The 23880-nt window shown below is 72.5% G+C and carries 21 protein-coding genes; all 21 read right to left on the bottom strand.

The window, feature by feature from the left end:
• Window positions 1–4: 4 nt before the first annotated feature.
• Window positions 5–547, bottom strand: coding sequence for a hypothetical protein (locus ACILQ5_RS15110; RefSeq protein ID WP_395658846.1), 543 nt, complete (start codon window positions 545–547; stop codon window positions 5–7).
• Window positions 544–4101: a DNA polymerase III subunit alpha gene (gene dnaE / locus ACILQ5_RS15115; protein WP_395658847.1), complete on the bottom strand. Its 3558-nt coding sequence runs from the start codon at window positions 4099–4101 to the stop codon at window positions 544–546. Before dnaE ends, ACILQ5_RS15110 begins: the two co-directional genes overlap by 4 nt.
• A gap of 151 nt (window positions 4102–4252) precedes the next feature.
• Window positions 4253–4960 (bottom strand): GNAT family N-acetyltransferase, encoded by a 708-nt coding sequence (locus tag ACILQ5_RS15120; RefSeq protein WP_395658848.1) that lies wholly within the window; start codon window positions 4958–4960, stop codon window positions 4253–4255.
• Window positions 4950–5891, bottom strand: coding sequence for an RluA family pseudouridine synthase (locus ACILQ5_RS15125; RefSeq protein WP_395658849.1), 942 nt, complete (start codon window positions 5889–5891; stop codon window positions 4950–4952). Before ACILQ5_RS15125 ends, ACILQ5_RS15120 begins: the two co-directional genes overlap by 11 nt.
• Window positions 5888–6466 (bottom strand): signal peptidase II, encoded by a 579-nt coding sequence (gene lspA, locus ACILQ5_RS15130; RefSeq protein WP_395658850.1) that lies wholly within the window; start codon window positions 6464–6466, stop codon window positions 5888–5890. The genes ACILQ5_RS15125 and lspA overlap by 4 nt, the downstream gene beginning before the upstream one ends.
• Window positions 6439–7566: a TraR/DksA family transcriptional regulator gene (locus ACILQ5_RS15135; RefSeq protein WP_395658851.1), complete on the bottom strand. Its 1128-nt coding sequence runs from the start codon at window positions 7564–7566 to the stop codon at window positions 6439–6441. The genes lspA and ACILQ5_RS15135 overlap by 28 nt, the downstream gene beginning before the upstream one ends.
• Window positions 7567–7717: 151 nt before the next feature.
• Entirely contained in the window at window positions 7718–8458 is a 741-nt protein-coding gene (locus tag ACILQ5_RS15140) for a DivIVA domain-containing protein (protein ID WP_395658852.1), read from the bottom strand.
• Between the two features lie 92 nt (window positions 8459–8550).
• Window positions 8551–8844: a YggT family protein gene (locus ACILQ5_RS15145; protein ID WP_395658853.1), complete on the bottom strand. Its 294-nt coding sequence runs from the start codon at window positions 8842–8844 to the stop codon at window positions 8551–8553.
• A 6-nt stretch (window positions 8845–8850) separates the two neighbouring features.
• Window positions 8851–9339 (bottom strand): cell division protein SepF, encoded by a 489-nt coding sequence (locus ACILQ5_RS15150; RefSeq protein WP_395658854.1) that lies wholly within the window; start codon window positions 9337–9339, stop codon window positions 8851–8853.
• A 37-nt stretch (window positions 9340–9376) separates the two neighbouring features.
• Window positions 9377–10093 carry a YggS family pyridoxal phosphate-dependent enzyme gene (locus tag ACILQ5_RS15155; RefSeq protein ID WP_395658855.1) on the bottom strand — a complete coding sequence of 239 codons (717 nt, stop codon included), beginning with the start codon at window positions 10091–10093 and terminating at the stop codon, window positions 9377–9379.
• The gene (locus tag ACILQ5_RS15160) at window positions 10090–10776 is read right to left on the bottom strand and encodes a polyphenol oxidase family protein (protein ID WP_395658856.1); all 687 of its coding nucleotides are present in this window, start codon (window positions 10774–10776) and stop codon (window positions 10090–10092) included. Before ACILQ5_RS15160 ends, ACILQ5_RS15155 begins: the two co-directional genes overlap by 4 nt.
• Window positions 10773–11945 carry a cell division protein FtsZ gene (ftsZ, locus tag ACILQ5_RS15165; RefSeq protein ID WP_395658857.1) on the bottom strand — a complete coding sequence of 391 codons (1173 nt, stop codon included), beginning with the start codon at window positions 11943–11945 and terminating at the stop codon, window positions 10773–10775. The genes ACILQ5_RS15160 and ftsZ overlap by 4 nt, the downstream gene beginning before the upstream one ends.
• 250 nt (window positions 11946–12195) lie before the next feature.
• Window positions 12196–12936, bottom strand: coding sequence for a cell division protein FtsQ/DivIB (locus tag ACILQ5_RS15170; RefSeq protein ID WP_395658858.1), 741 nt, complete (start codon window positions 12934–12936; stop codon window positions 12196–12198).
• A complete protein-coding gene (gene murC, locus ACILQ5_RS15175; protein WP_395658859.1) occupies window positions 12933–14273 on the bottom strand; it encodes a UDP-N-acetylmuramate--L-alanine ligase in 1341 nt (446 codons plus the stop codon). Before murC ends, ACILQ5_RS15170 begins: the two co-directional genes overlap by 4 nt.
• Window positions 14270–15358: an undecaprenyldiphospho-muramoylpentapeptide beta-N-acetylglucosaminyltransferase gene (murG, locus tag ACILQ5_RS15180; RefSeq protein ID WP_395658860.1), complete on the bottom strand. Its 1089-nt coding sequence runs from the start codon at window positions 15356–15358 to the stop codon at window positions 14270–14272. Before murG ends, murC begins: the two co-directional genes overlap by 4 nt.
• An 11-nt stretch (window positions 15359–15369) precedes the next feature.
• Window positions 15370–16620, bottom strand: a complete 1251-nt coding sequence (ftsW, locus tag ACILQ5_RS15185; protein WP_395658861.1) for a putative lipid II flippase FtsW — start codon at window positions 16618–16620, stop codon at window positions 15370–15372.
• A gap of 26 nt (window positions 16621–16646) precedes the next feature.
• The gene (gene murD, locus ACILQ5_RS15190) at window positions 16647–18113 is read right to left on the bottom strand and encodes a UDP-N-acetylmuramoyl-L-alanine--D-glutamate ligase (RefSeq protein ID WP_395658862.1); all 1467 of its coding nucleotides are present in this window, start codon (window positions 18111–18113) and stop codon (window positions 16647–16649) included.
• Between the two features lie 10 nt (window positions 18114–18123).
• Window positions 18124–19224, bottom strand: coding sequence for a phospho-N-acetylmuramoyl-pentapeptide-transferase (gene mraY / locus ACILQ5_RS15195; RefSeq protein ID WP_395658863.1), 1101 nt, complete (start codon window positions 19222–19224; stop codon window positions 18124–18126).
• On the bottom strand, window positions 19221–20597 hold the full coding sequence (gene murF, locus ACILQ5_RS15200) for a UDP-N-acetylmuramoyl-tripeptide--D-alanyl-D-alanine ligase (protein ID WP_395658864.1): 1377 nt from the start codon (window positions 20595–20597) through the stop codon (window positions 19221–19223). Before murF ends, mraY begins: the two co-directional genes overlap by 4 nt.
• The gene (locus ACILQ5_RS15205) at window positions 20585–22084 is read right to left on the bottom strand and encodes a UDP-N-acetylmuramoyl-L-alanyl-D-glutamate--2,6-diaminopimelate ligase (RefSeq protein WP_395658865.1); all 1500 of its coding nucleotides are present in this window, start codon (window positions 22082–22084) and stop codon (window positions 20585–20587) included. Before ACILQ5_RS15205 ends, murF begins: the two co-directional genes overlap by 13 nt.
• A gap of 23 nt (window positions 22085–22107) precedes the next feature.
• Window positions 22108–23868: a peptidoglycan D,D-transpeptidase FtsI family protein gene (locus tag ACILQ5_RS15210; RefSeq protein WP_395658866.1), complete on the bottom strand. Its 1761-nt coding sequence runs from the start codon at window positions 23866–23868 to the stop codon at window positions 22108–22110.
• Window positions 23869–23880 lie beyond the last annotated feature (12 nt).

Raw genomic sequence — 23880 nt, forward strand, 5'->3', positions numbered from 1 at the left:
AATCCTAAGCCACGTGACGAGGAGGCGGCGGGTGCTCCGTGCTCCGGTGCACGGCCGACAGGCCGAGGAACACCAGCGTGAGCGCCACCAGCGCACCGGCCGGCAGGGCGATCCACGGGCTCGCGCCGGACACGTCCAGCGAGCCCAGGAGGTGGGTGCCGTCCTTGGCCGTGCGGGCCGCCTCGACCTGGTCGTCGGGTCCGAGCGCCACCCCGACGACGTACATCAGCCAGGCACCGAGCGCGGAGCCCACCAGCACCCCGAGCAGGGTGACCAGCGGCTGGCGGTCGAGGAACAGCGCCACGAGCGCACCACCGACGAGACCCGCGATGCTGCCGACGACGACGTACCAGCCGGTGCCGGTGAACTGGCCGCGCAGGCTCGACTCGTCGAGCGGCTTCCAGGTGTGGTCGAGCACGGCACCGTGCGGCGGGGTCCACACCCACTCCCAGACCACGCCGGCGAGCACGCCGGCGACGGCGAGCACGGCGATCGCGAGCGCGAGCTGGACGAGCGCGGGACGGAGCGACGCGCGGTCCGGGCTCACCCGGTCAGGCATCCGGGCCCCAGCAGCTGCTTGAGGTCCGCGAAGAGCGCCGGGCTCGGCGTGACCCGCAGCCCGTCGTCGAGCCGCATGACCATGGTCTGCTCACGCGTCAAGAGTCGCAGGCGGACCTCGGTCATCCCGCGGTGGGTGCCGAGCACCTCCTTGAGCTGCTCCACGACCGGTGGGGTGCACCGCGTCGACGGCAGGCTGATCACCACAGGGCCGGAGGGACCGTCGGAGAGGTCCGGGACGCTGACCTCCTGCCCGTGCACCTCCGGCTGGTCCTTCTGCCGGGAGAGGCGGCCGCGGACCGTGATGATCGCGTCCTCGACCAGGTGCGGGCCGGCGAGCTGGTAGGCGCTGGGGAACAGCAGCACGTCGATGGCGCCGTCGAGGTCCTCGAGCGTCACCATCGCCCAGGCGTCACCGCGCTTGGTGATCTTGCGCTGCACCGACGTCACCAGCCCCGCGATGGTGATCGAGGCGCCGTCGGGACGCTCCTCGTCGAGCATCAGCTGTCCGATGGTGCAGTCGGTGCCGTTGGCCAGCACGTGCTCGAGACCCAGCAGCGGGTGGTCGGAGACGTAGAGGCCGAGCATCTCCCGCTCGTGGCCGAGCAGGGTCGTCTTGTCCCACTCGTCGATGTCGGGGATCGCGACGCTGACGCCGAACCCGCCGTCGGCGTCGTCGAGGCCGCCGAAGAGCGAGTCCTGCCCGATCGCCTCGTTGCGCTTGATGTCGACGAACTGGTCGACCGCGCTCTCGTGCACCGCCACCAGCGCGCGGCGCCGGTGCTTCATCTCGTCGAACGCCCCGGCCTTGATCAGCGACTCGATGACCCGCTTGTTGCAGACCTGGGCGGGCACCTTCTCGAGGAAGTCGTTGAAGTCGGCGTACCGGCCCTTCTCCTCGCGCGCCGACACGATGCCGTCCACGACGTTGGCGCCGACGTTGCGGACCGCGGTCAGGCCGAAGCGGACGTCGCGGCCGACCGGGGTGAAGTTGTGGGCGGACTCGTTCACGTCGGGCGGGAGCACCTGGATCTTCATCCGGCGGCACTCGTTGAGGTAGATCGCGGACTTGTCCTTGTCGTCCTTGACCGAGGTGAGCAGGGCGGCCATGTACTCGGCGGGGTAGTTCGCCTTGAGGTAGGCGGTCCAGTAGGAGACCAGGCCGTACGCCGCGGAGTGCGCCTTGTTGAACGCGTAGTCGGAGAACGGCAGCAGGATGTCCCAGAGCGTCTTGACCGCCGCCATGGAGTAGCCGCGGTCCTGCATGCCCTGGGAGAAGCCGGCGAACTGCTTGTCCAGCTCCTCCTTCTTCTTCTTGCCCATCGCCCGGCGCAGGATGTCCGCCTGTCCCAGGCTGTAGCCCGCGAGCTTCTGGGCGATCGCCATGACCTGCTCCTGGTAGACGATCAGACCGTAGGTCTCACCCAGGATGTCCGCGAGCGGCTCGGCCAGCTCGGGGTGGATCGCCTCGACCGGCTCCCGGCCGGTCTTGCGGCGGGCGTACTTGTTGTGCGAGTCCGCGCCCATCGGACCGGGGCGGTAGAGCGCGCCCACGGCGGAGATGTCCGCGAACGTGTCGGGCCGCATGCTGCGCAGCAGCGCACGCATCGGACCGCCGTCGAGCTGGAAGACACCGAGGGTGTCCCCGCGCTGGAGGAGCTTGTAGGTCGCCTCGTCGGTCAGCGGCAGGTCCTCGAGGACGACGTCCTCGTCGCGGTTCATCTTGATGTTCTTGACCGCGTCGTCGAGCACGGTGAGGTTGCGCAGCCCGAGGAAGTCCATCTTGATCAGGCCGAGGCCCTCACAGGTGGGGTAGTCGAACTGGGTGATCATCGCGCCGTCGGCGGGGCGCTTGAGCATCGGGATGATGTCGAGCAGCGGCTCGCTGGACATGATCACGCCCGCCGCGTGCACGCCCCACTGCCGCTTGAGGCCCTCGATGCCGATCGCGGTGTCGACCACGCGCTTGACGTCGTTGTCGGACTCGTAGAGCGACCGGAACTCGCCGCCCTCGCCGTACCTCTTGTGGGCGGGGTCGAAGATCTCCTGGAGCGGGACGTCCTTGCCCATCACCGCCGCGGGCATCGCCTTGGTGATCCGGTCACCCATCGCGAAGGGGTAGCCGAGGATCCGGCTGGAGTCCTTGACCGCCTGCTTCGCCTTGATGGTGCCGTAGGTGACGATGTAGGAGACCCGGTCGTCGCCGTACTTCTCGGTGACGTACTTGATCACCTCGCCGCGCCGGCGCTCGTCGAAGTCGATGTCGAAGTCGGGCATCGAGACGCGGTCGGGGTTGAGGAACCGCTCGAAGATCAGACCGTGCTCGAGCGGGTCGAGGTCGGTGATCCGCATCGCGTAGGCGACCATCGAGCCCGCGCCGGACCCGCGGCCCGGACCGACCCGGATGCCGTTGTCCTTGGCCCAGTTGATGAAGTCGGCGACGACGAGGAAGTAGCCGGGGAAGCCCATCTGGGTGATGACGCCGACCTCGAAGTCGGCCTGCTTGCGCACCGCGTCGGGGATGCCGTTCGGGTAGCGGAACCGCAGCCCCTTCTCGACCTCCTTGACCAGCCAGGAGTCCTCGTTCTCCCCCGGCGGGCAGGGGAACCGGGGCATGAAGGTGCCGTTGCCCTCGGTGAAGGAGACGTCGCAGCGCTCGGCGATCAGCAGCGTGTTGTCGCAGGCCTCGCGGAGCTGGTACTTGTCCGCCCAGAGCGCCCGCATCTCCTCGGCCGACTTCACGTAGTAGCCGTCGCCGCTGAACGCGAACCGCTGGCCCGGGCCGTCGCCGGCCGGGATGTCCATGGTGGACCCGGAGTTGATGCAGAGCAGGTGCTCCTGCGAGGGGGCGTCCTCGCGCATGACGTAGTGGGAGTCGTTGGTCGCGACCATCGGGATCCGCAGGTCCTTGGCGAGGCGCAGCAGCCCGTCGCGCACCCGCGACTCGATGTCGAGCCCGTGGTCCATCAGCTCGAGGAAGTAGTTGTCCCGGCCGAGGATGTCCTGGAAGTCGGCCGCGGCCTGGCGCGCGGCGTCGTACTGCCCGTGCCGCAGGTGCACCTGCACCTCGCCCGAGGGGCAGCCGGTGGTGCCGATGATGCCCTTGCTGTGCTGGGCGAGCAGCTCGCGGTCCATGCGCGGCTGCTTGAAGAACCCGTCGCGCCACGCGCCGGTGCTCAGCCGGAACAGGTTGTGCATCCCCTCGGTGGTCTCCGAGAGCAGCGTCATGTGGGTGTAGGCGCCGCGCGCGGAGACGTCGTCGGGGCCGCCGCCGTAGAAGTTGACGCCCTTGCGCTCGAACCGGGAGATGTTGGGCGCGAAGTAGGCCTCGATGCCGATGATCGGCTTGACCCCCGCCGCCTTCGCCTTCTTGTAGAACTCGTGGGCGCCGAACACGTTGCCGTGGTCGGTCATCGCGATCGCGGGCATCCCCAGCTCGGCCGCCCGCTCGGCCAGCGGGCCGAGCCGGGCCGCCCCGTCGAGCATGGAGTACTCGGTGTGGACGTGGAGGTGGACGAAGGAGTCCTGGGAGCCGTTCGCCATCGTCGCGGGCCACTCCTCGAGTACGTCGTGCGGGCATGCCGGAGAGAGCCGCGGTTGCGTCGCGGCGTCGCTCGTGGGGGAAGGACGCCAGACTACGCGACCGCTGAGGCCACGGTAGAGAGACGCACCGACAGCCGTGTCGTCCGGCCGCTCAGAGCTCGCTGGCCGCGTCCAGGCTCTCGGTGATGATCGCGTTCACGATCCGCGCCAGCCGCTCGTGACCGAGCGCCGGCGCCCTCCGGGCGAGGCCTGCGGCGATCTCCTGCTCCCGCTCGGGGTCGCGGGCGGCGGTCGGCTTGTGCGCCTGGACCGCGCGGGTGAGCGCGGCCCGCCGGGCGAGCAGGTCGCCCAGCTGGTCGTCGACCTCGTCGATCAGGCCGCGGTAGAAGGCCAGCGGCTCGACGCCCGGCCAGGCCATCCGGACGTCCGGCGACCTCTCCTCGTTGGCCGAGCCGTCGGTGCGCTCGAGCTCGACCAGGCCGTGCCGGGCGTAGAAGCGCCGGGCACCCGCGTTGCTCTCGAACACCCAGAGGCAGAACCCGCCGGGGTGCAGCCCCTTGGCCACGTCCAGCAGCGCGGTGCCGACCCCCTGACCGGCCGCCTCGGGCGCGACGTACAGCGAGTCCAGCCAACCGTCGTCGACGACCAGGAAGCCGACCGGCGTCCCGGACCGCTCCGCCAGCCAGACGTCGCGCCGGTCGAGGTCCCACCCGCCGACGTACGCGTGCACCTCCTCGACCGTGTGCACCTGCGGCGGCATCGACGGGACGGCGCTCTCGCGGACGTGCAGGTAGAGGTCGGCGACCGCCGGCAGGTCCTCGGCCGTCGCGGGCCGGAGGAGGAGCTCGTCAGTGGGCATCGCGGATGATCTCGAGGGCGTCGGCGAGGTCGTCGGGGTAGGGGGACTCGTACTCGACGTGCTCCCCCGAGTCCGGGTGGTCGAAGCCGAGGCGCACGGCGTGCAGCCACTGCCGCTGGAGCCCGACGCGCTTGGCGAGCTTGGGGTCGGCCCCGTAGGTCAGGTCGCCGACGCAGGGGTGCTTGAGCGCCGCCATGTGGACCCGGATCTGGTGGGTGCGCCCGGTCTCCAGGTGCACCTCCAGGAGGCTCGCGAACCGGTGCGCCTCGAGGGTCTCGTAGTGGGTGACGCTGTGCCGGCCGTCGGCCATCACCGCGAACTTGTAGTCGGCCTTGGGGTGCCGTCCGATGGGCGCGTCGATGGTGCCCTCCAGCGGGTCGGGGTGCCCCTGCACGAGCGCGTGGTAGACCTTGTCGACGGTGCGGTGCCGGAAGGCGTTCTTGAGCACGGAGTAGGCGTGCTCGGACTTGCAGATCACCATCACGCCCGAGGTGCCGACGTCCAGCCGTTGCACGATGCCCTGCCGCTCCGACGCGCCGCTGGTCGAGATCCGGAACCCCGCGCCGGCGAGGTGGCCGACGACGGTCGGGCCGGACCAGCCCGGCGAGGGGTGGACGGCGACGCCGACCGGCTTGTCGATCACGACGATGGCGTCGTCGTCGTGGATGATCTTGATGCCCTCGACCACCTCGGGGACGACCGCCAGCGGGTCGGTCACCGGCGGGATGGCCACGTCCAGCACCGAGCCGGGGACGACCCGCTCGCTCTTGCCGCCGACGGTCTTGCCGTCGATCTCGACGTGCCCCTGCTCGATCAGGTCGGCGGCCCGGGTGCGGGACAGGCCGAACAGGCGAGCCATCGCGGCGTCGACGCGTTCGCCGTCGAGGCCCTCCGGCACGGTCAGGCTGCGGTGGTCGGCGCCGGTGGTCATGCGCGGCTCTCGTCGCGTTCGTTCCGGGTGCCGTCGAGGCGGACGCCGCGGTAGACCTGGACCAGGATCAGCGCGGCGGCCACGTCGATGCAGATGTCGGCGACGTTGAACACCGGCCAGTGCGGCAGCATGAAGAAGTCGACGACGTGCCCGCGCAGCGGGCCCGGCTCGCGGACCAGGCGATCGGTCAGGTTGCCGGCCACGCCGGCCAGCAGCAGGCCCAGGGCCACGGCCCACCCCGCACTCCCGATCCTGCGGGCGAACCAGACGATCACCACCAGCGCCGCGACCGCCACCAGGCTGAAGACCTCGGTGTAGGCGGTGCCGGTGCTGAACGCCGCGCCCGGGTTGCGCACCAGGTGGAGCTTCAGCAGGTCGCCGACCAGCTCGACGTCCGGTCGGTCGGTCAGCTTCTCGACGGCCAGGACCTTGGTGACCACGTCGACGGCGTACGCCGTGAGCGCGACACCCGCGAAGAGGGCGAGGTGCCGGGCACGGGACCGGGCGGGTGGGGCGACGTCGAGGTCGGACCCGTTCTCGTCGCCGGTCAGCGACGCTCCTCGCGCTGCTTGCATGTCATGCACAGTGTGGCACGCGGGAACGCCATGAGCCGCATCTTGCCGATGGGGTTGCCGCACGACTCGCACACGCCGTAGGTCCCGTCGTCGATGCGGCCCAGGGCCCGCTCGATCTGGGCGAGCTTGTCGCGCTCGCTGTTGAGGACCGTCAGCTCCTGGTCGCGCTCGAAGGTCGTGGCACCGACGTCCGCCTGGTCCTGACCGGCGCCGTCGCCCGCGTCGCGCATCAGCCCGCTGAGCTCGTTCTCCTGCGCCTGCAGGACGGCCTTGCTGTGCTCACGCTGCTCGTTGAGCTCGGCGAGGACCTCCTTGAGCTCGGCCTTCGTCCAGGCAGCCTCCCCCTCCTTGACGACCAGCGCGCTCGCCGGCGCCTTGCGGGCGGACGCGGACGCCGGAGTCTTGGCAGCGGTCTTGGGGGCGGACGCCTTGGTCACAGGGGCAGCCTTCTTCGCGGGGGTGGACTTCGCGGGGGTGGACTTCGCGGCAGGAGCCTTGGTGGCGGGCGCCGTGGTCACCGCGGCGGCCTTCTTCGCAGGGGCGGCCTTGGTGGCGGGGGCCGCCTTCTTCGCGGGAGCGGCCTTCTTGGCCGGAGCCGCCTTCTTGGCCGGAGCCGCCTTCTTCGCGGGAGCCGCCTTCTTGGCCGGAGCCGCCTTCTTCGCGGGAGCCGCCTTCTTGGCCGGAGCCGCCTTCTTCGCGGGAGCCGCCTTCTTCGCCGGAGCCGCCTTCTTCGCCGGAGCCGCCTTCTTCGCCGGAGCCGCCTTCTTCGCCGGAGCCGCCTTCTTCGCCGGAGCCGCCTTCTTGGCCGGAGCCGCCTTCTTGGCCGGAGCCGCCTTCTTGGCCGGAGCCGCCTTCTTGGCCGGAGCCGCCTTCTTCGCGGGAGCCGCCTTCTTCGCCGGAGCCGCCTTCTTCGCCGGCACGGCCTTCTTGGCCGGGGCCTTCGTCGGCGGGGCCTTCTTCGCGGGGGCCTTCTTCGCCGGAGCCGAGGCGGCGGTCGTGGTCGCCTTCGCGGCCTTCGTGGACGCGCCCGAGCGACCCATCACCTTCCGGGCGGCAGACGCCGCCTGACCGGCGAGCGACTTCCTCGTGCTGCGAGCCATGATCGGCCTCCCTCGGGCCTCGGCAGCCGTGGTGGAGACCACAGCGTGTGCGGGGAGGGTAGCGGGTGACCCCAAGGCCCTCAAATCCGCCGCACCGAGGAACACCGCACCAGTCGAGCCGCCCGAGCGGCCCGACCGACGTGGAGCAGGGTCAGGCGTCGTCCTCGCCGAGGATCGAACGGAGCCGCTTGGGCGCCGGGGCGTCGTCGCCGGCCGGGAGGCCGGAGTCCGAGCCGGTGTTGAGCGCCTCCAGCTGCTGGCTGAAGTAGCTCTTGAGCCGGGAGCGGTACTCGCGCTCGAACGAGCGCAGGTTCTCGACCTCGCTGTTGAGCTTGTCGCGCTCCTTCTCCAGGTCGCCGAACATCTGGCGACGGCGCTCGGCCGTCTCCGAGTCCAGCATCTGCGCACGGGTGCGGGCGTCGGACTCCAGGCGGTCGGCCTTGGTCTTGGACTCCGCCTCCAGGCGCTCGGCCTTGGTGCGCGCCTCGCCGACGATCTTGTCGGCGTCGTTCTTGGCTTCCTCGACCAGCTCGTCGGCGTTCCGCGTCGCGATCTCGAGCAGCCGGGCCGCGGCGTTCGACGCCTCCGGGACGGTCTCCACCCGCAGCGTCTCCACCGGACCGGTGACGACCGCGGCGGCGGGGGCCGCGACCGGGGCCGGCTCGGGCTCGGGTGCCTTCTCCTCGACGCGCGGCTGGGGTGCGGTCTCGACCGGCGCACCGCCCTGGGCCGCGCTCAGCTTCGACCGGAGGTCGTCGTTCTCCTTCGTGAGACGGGCCAGCTCGGCCTCCACCTCGTCGAGGAACTGGTCGACCTCACCCATGTCGTAGCCCTCGCGGAGCCGGACGGGAGTAAAGCGCTTGTTGCTCACGTCCTCAGGCGTCAGCGGCATGACCTCACCCATTCTCAATCGTCAGAGTTGCTGTCGGTCGAACAATAGCGCCTGCCCAGGTGAACGACTCACCGGCGCCCGACGCCTCCCGGTCAGGCCAGGAAGATCTCGCGGTTGACCCGGAGCAGCACGTACGCCGCGATCATCACGATCAGGAAGCTCAGGTCGAGCGAGATGCTCCCGATCCGCAGCGGCGGGATCACCCGGCGCAGCGCCTTGATCGGCGGGTCGGTCGCGGAGTACACGCCTTCGAGGCCGACCAGCAGCACCCCGTGGGGCACCCAGGCCCGCGCGAACACCTGCACCCAGTCCACGACGAACCGGATCCACAGCAGCGCGATGAAGACCCAGAGGACGATCTCGATGACCGACCCGACTACCTGCACGTGCCCTCAGCTCTGGTTGAAGAACCCGCCCTCGACGATCCGCGCCTTGTCCTCGGCGGCCACCGTCACGTTCGGCGGCGAGAGCAGGAACACCTTGTTGGTGACGCGCTCGATCGTGCCACGGGTCGCAAAGACCAGGCCAGCGGCGAAGTCGACGAGCCGCTTCGCGTCCGCGTCGTCCATCTCGGAGAGGTTCATGATCACCGGGACGCCCTCGCGGAAGTTCTCGCCCACGGTGCGCGCCTCGTTGTAGGTGCGCGGGTGCAGCGTGGTGATCCGGGACAGCTCGGCGACGACACCCACCGGACCGGAGGCCGGGCGGCGGCGCTCGGAGATGTCGGAGACCGGGGCGGGCCGGACCTCGCGCTTCGGGGACCGCACCGGAGCGGTCTCCTGGGTCTCGTACTCCCCCTCGTAGCCGTACTCGTCGTCGTACCGCCCGGTGTCCTCGAGCAGGCCGAGGTACTCGCCGATCCTGCGCATCGCGCCGCTCATGACTGTGTCCTCCGGAAAAGGGTTGGTGGTTGGGACATTACTTGACCTGTGGCCTCGAACCGAGGACCGCGGACCCGACGCGCACGTGTGTCGCGCCGACCCGGACGGCGTGCTCCAGGTCCCCGCTCATGCCGGCCGAGAGCCAGGTCGCGTCGGGGTGGTCGACGAGGTGCTCGGCCCGGATCGCGGCCAGCCGCTCGAAGGCCGGCCGGGGGTCCGCACCGAGCGGCGCGACGGCCATCAGGCCGCGCAGCCGGAGCATGCCGGCGGCGTCGACCGCGGCCGCCAGGCCCGCCAGGTCCTCGGGAGCGGCGCCGGAGCGACCCTCGCGCCCGGGCGGGTCCAGGCTGACCTGGAGCAGGACGTCGACGACGTGGTCGCGGGCGTGCGCCCCCCGGTCCAGCGGCGCGACGAGCTTCGCGCGGTCGACGGACTCGACGACGTCGGCGTACGCCGCGACGGCCGCCGCCTTGTTGCTCTGCAGGCCGCCGATGAAGTGCCAGGTGAGGCCGAGGTCGGCACACTCCGCCGCCTTCGCCTCCGCCTCCTGGTGCCGGTTCTCCCCGACGTGGGTGACGCCGAGGTCGGCCAGCACCCGGACGTCGGAGGCCGGGAAGAACTTGGTGACGACGACCAGGGTGACCTCCGCCGGGTCGCGACCGACGTCGGCGCAGGCCGACGCGATCCGGTCGCGCACGGTCGCCAGCCCGGTGACGATCTCGTCGCGGCGCCCGCCGGCGTCCGGGGTGGTCATGCCGTCCTCCACACGACGCCGGCCATCCGTCCGGCTGCGGTGCCGTCACGTCGGTGCGAGTGCAGGCGGCCGTCCTCGCGGGTGCAGCCGCCGACCTCGGTGGCCCCGACCCCGGCCTCGGCCAGCTGGGCCAGGACGCCCGCGCCGAGGTCGAGGGCGGGCGTGCCCCAGCTCGTCGTCGCGCTCGTCGCCGGCACGGCCGCGGCGACCTCGTCCCGCATCTCCTCGGGCACCTCGTAGCAGCGGCCGCAGATGTGCGGGCCCACCCACCCGTGGATGCCGTCGGCGCCCAGCTCGCGCATCCGGCCGACCGCGGCGCCCACCACGCCGCGGCGTACCCCCTCGCGGCCGGCGTGCACGGCACCCACGGTCCCGGTGTCGGCCGCGAGCAGCACCGGCACGCAGTCCGCGGCCCGGGCCAGCAGCGCGACCCCCGCCTCCTGGGTCACCAGCGCGTCGGCGTCGGGGAACGGGTCGTCCGGGTCGGGGACGACGTGCACCTCCACCCCGTGCACCTGGTGCATGAGGTACGGCGTCGCACCGGTCGCGCCCGCGATCTCGCGCAGGGCGGCGGCGCGCTCGTCGTCGGGCGCGAGGTCACCGAGGTCGAGGCGTCGGTCGGTGAACGCGACCGACACCGTGCCGGCGTCGACCGGCACGGTGTGGCGGACGAGGAAGGTCACTTGAGGAAGTCGGGCACGTCCAGCTCGTCGTCGTCGAACTGCACCTGGCGCGGGACCGGGCGCGGCGCGACGACCTGGGGAGCGGTGCCGACCTTCTCCTTCTCCCTCTCCTTACTCTCGGCAGGAGCGCTCGCCGTGGGCGCCGGGGCCTTCGCCTCGGCCGGCGCCTGCTGGGCGCGCGGCTCGCGACGCAGGACGGTGCCCTCGTCGCGACGCTTGGGCTGGCCACCGTCGAAGCCGGCGGCGATGACCGTCACCCGCACCTCGTCACCGAGGGCGTCGTCGATGGTGGCGCCGAAGATGATGTTGGCCTCGGGGTGCACCGCCTCGGCGACGAGCGCGGCGGCCTCGTTGATCTCGAACAGGCCGAGGTCCGAGCCGCCGGCGATCGAGAGCAGCACGCCGTGCGCGCCGTCGATGCTGGCCTCGAGCAGCGGGCTGGAGACCGCCATCTCCGCGGCCGCCACCGAGCGGTCCTCGCCGCGCGCCGAGCCGATCCCCATCAGGGCGGACCCGGCGTTCGACATCACCGACTTCACGTCCGCGAAGTCGAGGTTGATCAGGCCCGGGGTGGTGATCAGGTCGGTGATGCCCGAGACGCCCTGGAGGAGCACCTGGTCGGCCTGCTTGAACGCATCGAGCACCGAGACGCTGCGGTCGCTGATCGAGAGCAGCCGGTCGTTGGGGATCACGATGAGGGTGTCGACCTCCTCGCGCAGGGCGGCGATGCCCTCCTCCGCGGAGTTGGCGCGGCGCCGGCCCTCGAAGGCGAACGGCCGGGTCACGACACCGATCGTGAGGGCGCCGAGGCTGCGCGCGATGCGCGCCACGACCGGGGCGCCGCCGGTGCCGGTGCCACCGCCCTCGCCGGCCGTCACGAACACCATGTCGGCGCCCTTGATGACCTCCTCGATCTCGTCGGAGTGGTCCTCGGCGGCCTGCTCGCCGACGTCCGGGTTCGCCCCGGCGCCGAGGCCGCGGGTGAGCTCGCGGCCGATGTCGAGCTTGACGTCGGCGTCGCTCATGAGAAGGGCCTGGGCGTCGGTGTTGATGGCGATGAACTCCACGCCCTTCAACCCGACCTCGATCATCCGGTTGACGGCGTTGACACCCCCGCCTCCGATGCCCACGACCTTGATGATGGCCAGGTAGTTCTGCGCTGCTGCCACGGCTCTCGCCCTTCGCTGCTCGTGTGGTCTACGGATGTCCGCCTGCTGATCCATGCCGGGGAAGTCGGCTCGGCCTGTCGACAACTCTGACCCTCAACCTGAGGGTTATAGTTATGTCAACCTCGCCGTGGTCACGACAGTAGGCAGCGCTCGCCCGCGATCGTCGGCGACACGCCGCGTGTCCTGCGTGCGTGCGGTCCTGGGGGGCCGTCCGTCGCAGCACCACGGCAGCCACCGAGACACCGAGGGGTCAGCGCGTGGTGGGCTGGCTGGGGACGGACACGTCGTAGTACTGCGCCTTGCGGGCGGCGATGAGCTTCGCGAGCACCTCGGCCTTGAGGTCGGACTCGTCGGAGCTCCCCCACCGCACGGTGCGCTCGTCGCGGAGCACCAGGGTGATCTGGTCGACGGTGTCGACCTGGACGTGGTCGACCGTCGCGGCCAGGTCGGTCGGCAGGGCCCCGACGACCAGGGCGGCCTCGCGCAGCGCGTCGCTGCCGGTGTCGGTGCCGGTCTCCACGCGCGGCAGGCCGGGCGGGGCCTTGGCGTAGTCGCGGAACACCACGCCCTCGTCGTCCATGCCCTTGAGCTTCCCCGCGATCGAGACGACGGCGACCGGGACCCGCTCGGTGACGTCGATGCGCACCTGGTCCGGCCACTCGCGGGAGACGTCGGCCGACCGGACCGGCGCCAGCGCCTCGACCCGGGTGCGGATCCGGTCGAGGTCGACCCGGGCCAGCGCCTGGCCCTCGGGCACCGCGGCGGCGGACCGCACCTGGCTCGCCTGGAGCTGGGAGACGCCGCGCACGTCGACGCCCTGGACCGCGAGGTAGGAGGAGAAGAACACCAGCCAGACCAGGACACCCGCGAGCACGACCAGGAGCACGACGCCGACGACCGGCTTCCAGGCCAGCCACCGGCGGGCCCACTGCCGGCGCGCGAACCGCTTGCGGGTGCGCTCGGTGGTGTCCTGGACGTCCGTGTGGGTCATCGGGCCAGCAGCTCCAGGACCCGGGGACCGATCTCGGTGACCGTCCCCGCACCGAGGGTGAGCACCACGTCGCCCGGCTCGGCACGGGCCACCAGCTCGGCGGCCACCGCGTCGAAGTCGGGCACGAAGGCGACCCGGTCGGCGGGCAGCGGCACCGCGCCGGCGACCAGCGCGCCGGTCACCTCCGGGTCGGCGTCCTCCCGGGCCAGGTAGACGTCGAGGACGACGACCTCGTCGGCCGCGCCGAGCGCCTCGCCCATCCGGGTGCCGAAGACCCGGGTCCGCGAGACCAGGTGCGGCTGGAAGGCCACCACGACCCGCCCCTCCCCCGCCATCGCGCGGGCAGCGGCCAGGTCGCCGGCGATCTCCGTGGGGTGGTGCGCGTAGCTGTCGTAGACGCGCACGCCCCCGACCTCGCCCTTGCGCTCCATGCGCCGCTTGGTGCCGGTGTACGACGCGATGCCGCTCACGAGCGCGTCGACGTCGTACCCGAGCTCGGTGCCGGCGGCGAGCGCCGCGAGCGCGTCGGCGAGGTAGTGCTCCCCCGGCGACCAGAGCCGGACGTCGGCGAGCGCCCCGGGCTCGCGCGCGGACACCGTCACCACCCGCCGGCCGGCCACCCGGGCCCGGTCGGCCAGCGCCGCGGCTCCCGGGTCGTCGGCGACGCAGACCAGGAACCCGTCCGGGTCGAGGGTGTCGACGAACTCGTCGAACGCCGCGCGGTAGGCCTCCTCGGTGCCCCAGTTGTCGAGGTGGTCGGCCTCGACGTTCGTCACGACCGCGGCGTACGGCGCGTAGTGGAGGAAGGCGCCGTCGCTCTCGTCGGCCTCGGCGACGAAGACCTCGCCGGTGCCGTCGGCCGCGTTCACGCCGGTCGCGGCGAGGTCGCCGCCGATGGCGTACGCCGGGTCGGCACCCGCCGCCTGCAGGGCGACCGTGAGCAGCGAGGTCGTGGTCGTCTTGCCGTGGGTGCCCGCGACGGCGACGACCCGGCGCCCGGCCATCACCGCGGCCAGCGCGGCCGAGCGGGGCAGCACCCGCAGGCCGCGGCGGACCGCCTCGGCGTACTCCGGGTTGTCCTCGCGGACGGCCGTCGACACCACCACCGTGTCGGCGTCGGCGACGTGGGCGGCGTCGTGGCCCAGGTCCACCCGCGCACCGAGGACGCGCAGGGCGTCGAGGGTCGGTGAGTCGGCGCCGTCGCTGCCGCTGACGGTGATCCCGCGGGCCAGCATGATCCGGGCGATGCCGGAGAGGCCGGCACCACCGATGCCGACGAAGTGGACCCGGCCGAGCCGGTCGGCGGGCAGGACCTGGTCGGGGACGGGGACCTTCATCCAGCCGCCGCCTCGAGGACGATCCGGGCCAGCTTCTCGTCGGCGTCGCGCGGGATCAGCGCCGCGGCGGCAGCGCCCATGGTGGCCAGCCGGGTGGCGTCGGCCGCCAGTGGTGGCACGGTGGCCGCGACCCAGTCGGAGGTGACCGCGGCGTCCTCGACCAGGAGCGCGCCCCCGGCCTCGACGACCGGTGCGGCGTTCCGCACCTGCTCGCCGTTGCCGATCGGCAGCGGCACGAACACCGCCGGCAGCCCGACCGCGGCGGCCTCCGTCACGCTGTTGGCGCCGGCGCGGCAGACCACGAGGTCGGCGGCGGCGTAGGCGAGGTCCATCCGGTCGATGTACTCGACGACGACGTACGGCACGTCGGTGCCGGCCGGACGGCTCGGCGCCGGGTCGGCCCCGCCGTGCTTGCCCTGCGCGTGCAGCACCTGCACCCCGGCCCGCGCCAACGCACCGGCCGCGCCGGAGACCGCCTGGTTGAGCCGGCGGGCGCCCTGCGACCCGCCGGTGACCAGGAGCGTGGGCCGGTCCGGGTCGAGGCCGAAGAACGCCCGGCCCTCCGCGCGCAGCGCCGCGCGGTCCAGGCCGGAGATCATCGGCCGGATCGGCAGGCCGACGTACTCCGCGTGCCGCAGCGGGGTCTCGGGGAAGCTCACGGCGACGCGCTGGGCGAACCGCGCGCCCAGCTTGTTCGCCACGCCGGGCACCGCGTTCTGCTCGTGCACGACCAGCGGCAGGCGCCGCTTGCGCGCCGCGAGGTACGCCGGCACCGACACGTAGCCGCCGTAGCCGACGACCACGTCGGGCTGCACCCGGTCGAGGACGGCGTGCGTCGCCCGGACCGCGACGCGGAGCCGGGTCGGCACCTTGAGCAGGTCGACACCGGGCCGACGCGGCAACGGCACCGGTGGCACCAGCTCGAGCGGGTAGCCGGCTTCGGGGACCACCTTGTTCTCCAGGCCCCGCGGGGTGCCCAGGCAGGTGATCTCGACGTCGGGGTCCAGGCGGCGCAGGGCGTCGGCGGTGGCGAGCAGGGGCGAGGTGTGGCCGGCGGTACCGCCGCCGGCGAGAAGGACACGCATCGCGGGCAAGACTAGGAGACGCGACCGGCGGAGAGCCCGGCGGACCGGGCCTTCTTCCGCTGCGCCAGGGCGCGGGCGGCCTCGGGCTCGCGGCGCGCGAACCCGACCAGCAGGCCGAGCGCCACCAGCGACGGCACCAGCGCCGAGCCGCCGTAGGAGACCAGCGGGAGTGGGATGCCGATGACCGGCAGCAGGGCGAGCACCATGCCGACGTTGATGATCATCTGGCCGAGCAGCCAGACCACGATCCCGAAGGTCATGTAGCGGACGAACGGGTCCTGGGTGTGCGTGGCGACGCGGACGGCGGCGTAGGCGATCGTGAGGAACAGCGCGATCACCAGCAAGGTGCCGACCAGGCCGAGCTCCTCGCCGAGCACCGCGAAGATGAAGTCGGTGTGCGCCTCGGGGAGGTTGCCCCACTTCTGCTGACTCGCGCCGATGCCCTGCCCGAAGATCCCGCCGTGCGAGAGTGCGAACAGGCCGTGGGCGGGTTGCCAGCCGGCGTTGTGGAAGTCCTTGAACGGGTCGGCGAAGTTGGTCAGCCGCTGCCGGCGCTCCGGGCTGGTGGAGGCGAGCCAGAGTGCGACGGCGCCGATCACGGTCAGGGAGATCGTGAACAGCCGGGCCGGGGCGCCGACCACCCAGAGCATGGCGAGCAGGATCGCGAACAGCACGAGCGCGGTGCCGAGGTCGTGGCCGACCACGACGAGGAGGATCACGGCGAGGATGCCGGGCACGACCGGCATGAACACCTCGTGGAAGCTGTCGAGGCGCTTGTCCTTGCGGGCGTAGATGTGCGCGGCCCACAGCACGATCGCGAGCTTGGCGATCTCGGCCGGCTGGACGACGATCGGGCCGACACCGAGCCAGTTGGTGTTGCCGTTGACCTCGCGCCCGAGGCCGGGGACCCGCACCAGTGCGAGCAGCACGATGGCGACCAGCAGCGCGGGCCACGCGAACCGGCGCACCGCGCCCAGCGGCAGCCGGGAGGCGACGAACGCGCAGGGGATGCCGATCGCGACCCACATCAGCTGCCGGGTGACGACGGCGTAGGAGTTGTGGTCGTTGTGCTCGTAGGAGTAGACGCTCGACGCGCTCAGCACCATCACCAGGCCGATCGTGAGGAGCAGGCCCGACGCGCCGAGGAGGAGGTAGTAGGCCGTCAGCGGCCGGTCCAGGGCCGCCCGCGCCGCGGCGTACCACCCGCGCACGGACGAGCGACGCCGCGTGGCCACCGGGTCGAGGGGATCGGCGGTGGTCATCGCGTCCCTCCTCGAGAACGTGGTGTCTAGAGCCTGCGTCGTACGGCGGCGGCGAACGCGTCACCGCGCTCGGCGTAGTTGGTGAACATGTCCATGGAGGCACACCCCGGGGCCAGCAGGACCGTGTCGCCGGGTCGAGCCAACTCGGCTGCGGCCCCCACGGCGCGCTCCATGGCATGTCCACCGTCTACGGCTCCAGTCTCGTCGCCGTCGACCACGATCACCGGAACATCGGGCGCGTGTCGCGAAAGGGCCGCGGCGATCACGTCGCGGTCCCGGCCGAGCAGGACGACGCCCCGGAGCCGGCTCCGCACCGCACGCACCAGGTCGTCGAACTCCGCCCCCTTCGCCAGCCCGCCGGCCACCCACACGACGGGGTCGTAGGCGCGCAGCGACGACTGCGCGGCGTGCGGGTTGGTGGCCTTGGAGTCGTCGACCCAGGTCACGCCGTCGCGCTCCCCCACGACGGCGATGCGGTGCCCGTCGGGACGGAAGGAGCGCAGCCCCTCGCGGACCGCCGCCTGGGAGACGCCGTGGGCACGCGCCAGGGCAGCGGCGGCCAGCGCGTTCTCCACGACGTGCGGCGCGGGCCCGCCCGGCGAGTCCGGTGCGAGGTCGGCGAGCGTGCACAGCTCGGCGGCGCTGGACTCGCGCTGCTCGATGAAGGCCCGGTCGGCGAGGATGTCCTCGACCACGCCGAGCATGCCGACGGCCGGCATCCCGAGGGTGAACCCGACCGCCCGCGCGCCCTCGACGACGTCCGCCTCGCGGACCAGCCGCTCGGTCTCGGGGTCGGCGACGTTGTAGACGCAGGCCCGTTGCACGCGCTCGTAGATCCGGCCCTTGTCGGCCGCGTAGTCGCGCATCGAGGAGTACCAGTCGAGGTGGTCCTCGGCGATGTTGAGGACCGCGGCCGACTCCGCGCTCATCGAGTCCGTGTAGTGGAGCTGGAAGCTGGAGAGCTCGACGGCGAGGACGTCGTACGGCTCGGGGTCCATGACGGCCTCGACGATCGGCAGCCCGACGTTGCCGGCGGCGATGCTGCGCAGCCCGGCGGCGCGCAGGACGGAGTCGAGCATCTGCACGGTCGTCGTCTTGCCGTTGGTGCCGGTGACGCACAGCCAGGGGGTCCGGTGGTCGGGGTCGCGCAGCCGCCACGCCAGCTCGACCTCGCCCCAGACCGGCACGCCGCGCGCGCGGGCCTGGGCGAGCAGCGGCGCGTCCGGTCGCCAGCCCGGCGAGGTGACGACCAGGTCGACGTCCTCGGGCAGGGTCGCGGTCGCCCCGGCACCGAGGCGCACGTCGGCACCCAGGACCTCGAGCAACTCCGCCTTCGCCGGCCGGTCGCCGGCGTCGGACTCGTCGAGGACGACCACGCGCGCGCCGAGGTGGTTGAGGTTGTCGGCCGCCGCGAAACCGGAGACACCGAAGCCGGCGACGACGGCGCGCACACCCTCCCAGGAGTCGTGGCGCCCGAGGTGCTGCGGGTTCATCGGGCTCCCATCAGATGCCGGTACCGGCCACCCACTCGGCGTAGAAGACGCCGAGCCCGGCCGCGACGCAGATGCCGGTGATGATCCAGAACCGGATCGTCACCGTGACCTGCTCCCACCCGAGCATCTCGAAGTGGTGGTGGATCGGTGCGATGCGGAAGACCCGCCTCCCGGTGCCGGTCAGCCTCTTGGTGACCTTGAAGGTCGCGACCTGGAGCATCACCGAGACCGTCTCGAGGACGAAGAGCCCGCCGAGGATGATCAGGAGGAGCTCGGTGCGGGTGAGGATCGCCAGGCCGGCGAGGGCGCCACCGAGGGCCAGCGACCCGGTGTCGCCCATGAAGATCGCGGCCGGCGAGGCGTTCCACCACAGGAAGCCGAAGCACGCCCCGGTGATCGCGGCGGCGACGACCGCGAGGTCGAGCGGGTCCCGCACCTCGTAGCAGAGGTTGGGCTGGTCGAGCCCGGACTGGCCGCACCACTGGTTGTTCTGCCAGATGTTGATGAGCATGTAGGCGCCGAACACCATCACGCTGGCGCCGGACGCGAGCCCGTCCAGGCCGTCGGTGAGGTTCACGCCGTTCGTGGTCGCGGCGACGATCAGCCAGATCAGCAGCAGCACGACGATGGTCGGCAGCGTGATCCAGCCGATGTCGCGGATGAACGAGATGTGCTTCGAGGCCGGCGTCTGCCCCCGGTCGTCCTCGAGCCACGGCGACAGCGACAGGATCCCGAAGACCACGGCGACGATCGTCAGGCCGATCATCTTCGCCTTGCTGCGCAGCCCCAGGCTGCGCTGCTTGGAGATCTTGATGAAGTCGTCGAGGAAGCCGACGAGGCCGGTGCCGACGAAGAGGAAGAGCAGCAGCAGCGACGAGGCGCTGGGCATGTCCTGGGTGATGAGCTTCGCGCCGAAGTAGCCGATCACGGTCGCGAGGATGATCACGACCCCACCCATCGTGGGCGTGCCGCGCTTGGTGTGGTGGCTGGTCGGGCCGTCGTCGCGGATCTCCTGGCCGTAGCCCCACTGGGTGAACAGGGTGATCGCGACCCGGGTGCCGAGCAGCGAGATGATCAGGGCGAGGCCGCCGCCGAGCAGGATGGCTCTCATGGCGCGGTCCGGTCTCCCTTCGTCTCGGGCTGCTCGAGCAGCGCGTCGGCAACGACCCACAGGGCGCCGCCGTTCGACGCCTTGACGAGGACGACGTCCTCCGCGGCGACATTCTGCCGAACCCACGCCACCGCCTCGTCACGCCCCGCCGTGACGACCGCCTGCGGACCGAATCCGTCCGCGATCGCCGCCGCCTCGGGACCGACCACGACGACCACGTCGATGCCGAGCGTGGCCGCGACCTCGCCCACCTCCTGGTGCCCGGCTCGGGCGGTCTCGCCGAGCTCCCGCATCTCGCCGAGCACGGCGACGGTACGACGCCCCTGGCGCTGCCCCATCGCCCACAGCGTGTGCAGCGCGGCGGCCGTGGACGCAGGGTTGGCGTTGTAGGCGTCGTTGATGACGACCAGGCCGTCGGCCCGCTCGTGGATCTCCATCCGCATCGGCGAGGCGCTCGCCGCGGACCCGAGGGCGTCGGCGACCTGCTCGAGGGGCAGGCCGACCGCCAGCGCCATCGCGGCCGCCGCGGCGGCGTTCTCGACCTGGTGCAGGCCGGACTGCTGGAGCCGGACCGGTCGCCACTCCCCGGCGTGCCCGAGGCCGAAGGACGGGCGCACCTGGTCGTCGACCTCGACGTCCCGCGCCTGGACGTCGGCCTCGCGGTCGACCCCGAAGGTCAGCACCCGGGCCCGCGTCCGCGACCGCATCGGCGCGACCAGGTCGTCACCGGCGTTGAGGACCGCGGTGCCGTCCGCCGGCAGCGACTCGACGATCTCGCCCTTGGCGATCGCGATCGCCTCGCGGGAGCCGAACTCCCCGACGTGGGCGGTGCCGACGTTGAGCACGGCCGCGACCTGCGGCGGGGCGATCTCGCACAGGTAGGAGATGTGGCCGATCCCACGCGCTCCCATCTCGACGACGAGGTAGCGGGTCCGGCGGTCGGCGCGCAGCACGGTGAGGGGGACGCCGATCTCGTTGTTGTGGTTGCCGGCCGTGGCGACGGTCGGCCCGGCCGTGGCGAGCACCTGGGCGAGGTAGTCCTTGGTGCCGGTCTTCCCCTGGGAGCCGGTCAGCGCCAGCACGACCACGTCGAGCCGGTCGACGACGTACCGGGCCAGGCGGCCCAGGGCGACGACGGGGTCGTCGACCACGACGGTGGGCGCCTCGGTCGGACGGCTGCCCAGGACCGCGTGCATGCCGGCGGCGTAGCGGTGGCCGTCGACCCGCTCCCCCACCACGGCGACGAACAGCCCGCCGGGCAGGGCGAGGCGACTGTCGACGAACGGGGCCTCGCTCACCACGACGTCGGCGACCGCGGGGTCGACGCTGCCTCCGACCGCCTCCGCGATCTCGGCCAGGCTCAGCTCAAGCACGCCAGCTCCTCCCGTGCGACCTCACGGTCGTCGAAGGGGTGCACCACACCCCGCACCTCCTGGCCGGTCTCGTGGCCCTTGCCGGCGATCAGCACGATGTCGCCCGGACCCGCCCGGCGGACGGCCTCGCGGATCGCCGCGCGCCGGTCGCCGATCTCGAGGACCTCGCCCGCCCCGACCCCGGCCAGCATCGCGGCCCGGATCGCTGCCGGGTCCTCGGTGCGCGGGTTGTCGTCGGTGACGATGAGCAGGTCGGCGAGCTCCGCGGCGACGCCGGCCATGATCGGGCGCTTGCCGGGGTCCCGCTCCCCACCTGCGCCGAGCACCACGATCACCCGGCCGTCGGTCAGGGGCCGGAGCGCCCCGATGGCGGCCTCGACCGCGTCGGGCTTGTGGGCGTAGTCGACGACCACGACGAAGTCCTGGCCGGCGTCGACGCGCTCCAGGCGCCCGGGCACGCCGGCCGCAGCGGCGACGCCCGACGCCACCCGGACCGGGTCGAGGCCCGCCTCGCCGGCCGCCGCGACGGCGGCCAGGGTGTTGACGACGTTGAACGCCCCGGGCAGGGGGCAGGCGGCGGCGATCCTGCTGCCGTCCGGCGCGACCACCGTGAACGACGAGCCGTCGGCGCGCACGTCGACGTCCACGGCCCGCCAGTCGGCGTCGGCCCCGCTCGCCGAGAACGTGCGGACCGGCACCACGGCCTCGCCGGCCAGCCGGCGGCCGTGCTCGTCGTCGGCGTTGACGAGCGCCGACCGGGCCCGCTCGGGGGTGAACAGGGCGGCCTTGGCGCGGTAGTAGTCCTCGAGGTCGGTGTGGAAGTCGAGGTGGTCACGGCCGAGGTTGAGGAAGACCGCGACGTCGAAGACGACCCCGTCGACGCGCCCGAGGACCAGGGCGTGGCTGGAGACCTCCATCGCGCACACCTCGACCCCGCGCTCCCGCATCACCGCGAACAGCCCGTGCAGGTCGGGGGCCTCGGGTGTGGTCAGCGCGGTGCGCACGTCCTCGCCCCGCACCCGGGTCCCGATGGTGCCGACGACGGCGGCAGGGACGCCGACGCGCTCCAGCCCGCCCTCGAGCAGCCGGGTGGTCGTGGTCTTGCCCTGGGTCCCCGTCACGCCGACCATGCGCATCGCCCGCGCCGGCTCGCCGTAGACCCGCGCCGCCAGCCCGCCGAGCACCGCGCGGGGCCGGTCGACGACGAGCAGCGGCAGGTCCCCGCCGGCCCGCTCCGCGCCCGCCGGGTCGGTCAGCACGCCGACGGCGCCGGCCTCGACGGCGGCCGCCAGGAAGTCGATCCCGTGCACCTTCGCGCCGGGCACCGCGGCGTACAGGTCACCGGGCCGGACCCGCTGGGAGGCCAGGGAGACGCCGGTCACCTCGACCCCGTCGACGGGTCCGCGGACCTCCGCGCCGAGCCACGCGGCGAGGGTCGCGAGCGGGGTCCGGGACGGATGCTCGGGCCTGGTGGAGTCGCGCACCACGTGAACCTATCGGGGCACGGCCCTCACCACTCCGTCGGGAGTCGCGAGGGCTCGGCGCCGGTCGGCGGGATGGCGTAGCGCTTGAGCGCGTAGCTCATGATCTTCGCGAACGCCGGGCCGCCGACCGAGCCACCGCCGCCGCCGTTGCTCGGGTTCCTGACCACGACGTAGACGGTGAACCGCGGGTCGTCGGCGGGGGCGAACCCGGCGAACGAGACGTCGAAGGTGCCGTCGTAGCAGCCGCAGCCCTCGCCCACGGCCTGCGCCGTGCCGGTCTTGCCGGCGACGACGTAGCCGGGCACCTGGGCGTAGGGCGCGACGCCGGCGTCGGGGTCGACGACCCGCTCCATCATCGCCGTCATCTGCTTGGCGGCCCGGGTGCTCACCACCCGGCGCTCGGTCGTCTCGTCGGTGCCGACGACCGTGCCGTCGTCGGTGGTCGCGTGGCCCTGCACCAGGCTCGGCGAGACGCGGACGCCGCCGTTGGCGATGGTGTTGATGGCGGCGGCCATCTGCACGCCGTTGACCGAGATCGACTGGCCGAAGGCGATGCGGTCCTGGGTCTGGTGGGTCCACTGGGAGAGCGCCGGCAGCAGGCCCTGGGTCTCGCCGCGCACCCCGATGTCGGTGGGCTGGCCGAGCCCGAACCTGCGGAGGTAGTCGTAGAGCTGCCCGCGCTTGAACCGGTCGGCGGCCAGGACGGTGGCGATGTTCGAGGACTGCGCGATCGCGCCGGTCATCGTCAGGTGGATGGTGCCGTGCGTGAACCAGTCGTGGATCGGGCGGTCCTCGCGGTCCAGCTCGGGAGGGACGACGATCCGGGTGCGCGGCGTCACGAGCCCGAGGTCCAGCAGCGAGCTGACCGTCAGCACCTTCTCGACCGAGCCCGGCTCGTAGACGTTCTGCATCGCCCGCGAGCCGAGGTCGTCCTTGGGCGCGTCCGTCGGGTCGTTGGCGTCGTAGGTCGGGTCGTCGGCGAGCGCTAGCAGCTCACCGGTGTGGCTGTCCATGACGACGGCGAAGCCGGAGTCGCCGCCGGCGTCCTCGACGGCCTGGCGCAGCACCCGCTGGGTGTACCACTGCAGCTGCGCGTCGATCGTGGTCCGGAGGTCCTGGCCGTCGACGGGCTCGGTGATGGTGCTCTCGCCCAGCGGGATCCGGTTGCCGCCGCCGACCTGGTAGCGGGCGGAGCCGTCGGTGCCGGACAGCAGGCGGTCGAAGGTGCGCTCCATGCCGGCGAGCGGCTCGTCGGTGCCCATGAAGCCGACCAGGTTGGCCGCGACGTCGCCGTACGGGTAGTCGCGCAGCGGGTCCCGGCGGGTGTCGAGCCCCTCGAAGCCGCGCTTCAGCGCGTCCGTGACGACCGCGGTCGCGACCGTCGACGGGACCCGGCGGGCGATGTACTCGAACCGGCTCCCGTCGGCGCGCAGCTTGGTCAGCGTGCTCGCGTAGTCGATGTCGAGGCGGTGGTAGAGGAAGCGCGCCAGCTGCGGGGCCTTGGCCGCGGTGAGCTCGGGGTCGGCGACGACCATCATCCCGTCGACGGAGTCCGCGAGCGCGTTGCCGTTGCGGTCGAGGATGTCACCGCGCTCGGCCGGCAGCTCGACCCGGACCAGCCCCTCGGCGGCCGCCATCGCGGCGTAGGAGTTGGGGTCGAGGCCCTGGAGCTGGACCAGCCGTGCGCCGAAGACCGACAGCACCATCGCGATGACCACGAAGCCGACCCGCAGCCGCAGCTGCGGGGTGCCGCGGCGGGAGCCGCGTGGAGGCCGGGGCTGGCGCACTCGGTGCTCGCT

Source organism: Nocardioides sp., assembly GCF_044226305.1.
In the GTDB taxonomy this organism is placed as follows: domain Bacteria; phylum Actinomycetota; class Actinomycetes; order Propionibacteriales; family Nocardioidaceae; genus Nocardioides.

What these genes read in the sequence shown, in the direction of transcription:
- dnaE (WP_395658847.1), bottom strand. Translation starts at nt 4,101, where the DNA reads ATGGCGAACGGCTCCCAGGACTCCTTCGTCCACCTCCACGTCCACACC.
- ACILQ5_RS15120 (WP_395658848.1), bottom strand. Translation starts at nt 4,960, where the DNA reads ATGCCCACTGACGAGCTCCTCCTCCGGCCCGCGACGGCCGAGGACCTG.
- ACILQ5_RS15125 (WP_395658849.1), bottom strand. Translation starts at nt 5,891, where the DNA reads ATGACCACCGGCGCCGACCACCGCAGCCTGACCGTGCCGGAGGGCCTC.
- lspA (WP_395658850.1), bottom strand. Translation starts at nt 6,466, where the DNA reads ATGCAAGCAGCGCGAGGAGCGTCGCTGACCGGCGACGAGAACGGGTCC.
- ACILQ5_RS15135 (WP_395658851.1), bottom strand. Translation starts at nt 7,566, where the DNA reads ATGGCTCGCAGCACGAGGAAGTCGCTCGCCGGTCAGGCGGCGTCTGCC.
- ACILQ5_RS15140 (WP_395658852.1), bottom strand. Translation starts at nt 8,458, where the DNA reads ATGCCGCTGACGCCTGAGGACGTGAGCAACAAGCGCTTTACTCCCGTC.
- ACILQ5_RS15150 (WP_395658854.1), bottom strand. Translation starts at nt 9,339, where the DNA reads ATGAGCGGCGCGATGCGCAGGATCGGCGAGTACCTCGGCCTGCTCGAG.
- ACILQ5_RS15155 (WP_395658855.1), bottom strand. Translation starts at nt 10,093, where the DNA reads ATGACCACCCCGGACGCCGGCGGGCGCCGCGACGAGATCGTCACCGGG.
- ACILQ5_RS15170 (WP_395658858.1), bottom strand. Translation starts at nt 12,936, where the DNA reads ATGACCCACACGGACGTCCAGGACACCACCGAGCGCACCCGCAAGCGG.
- murC (WP_395658859.1), bottom strand. Translation starts at nt 14,273, where the DNA reads ATGAAGGTCCCCGTCCCCGACCAGGTCCTGCCCGCCGACCGGCTCGGC.
- murG (WP_395658860.1), bottom strand. Translation starts at nt 15,358, where the DNA reads ATGCGTGTCCTTCTCGCCGGCGGCGGTACCGCCGGCCACACCTCGCCC.
- ftsW (WP_395658861.1), bottom strand. Translation starts at nt 16,620, where the DNA reads ATGACCACCGCCGATCCCCTCGACCCGGTGGCCACGCGGCGTCGCTCG.
- murD (WP_395658862.1), bottom strand. Translation starts at nt 18,113, where the DNA reads ATGAACCCGCAGCACCTCGGGCGCCACGACTCCTGGGAGGGTGTGCGC.
- mraY (WP_395658863.1), bottom strand. Translation starts at nt 19,224, where the DNA reads ATGAGAGCCATCCTGCTCGGCGGCGGCCTCGCCCTGATCATCTCGCTG.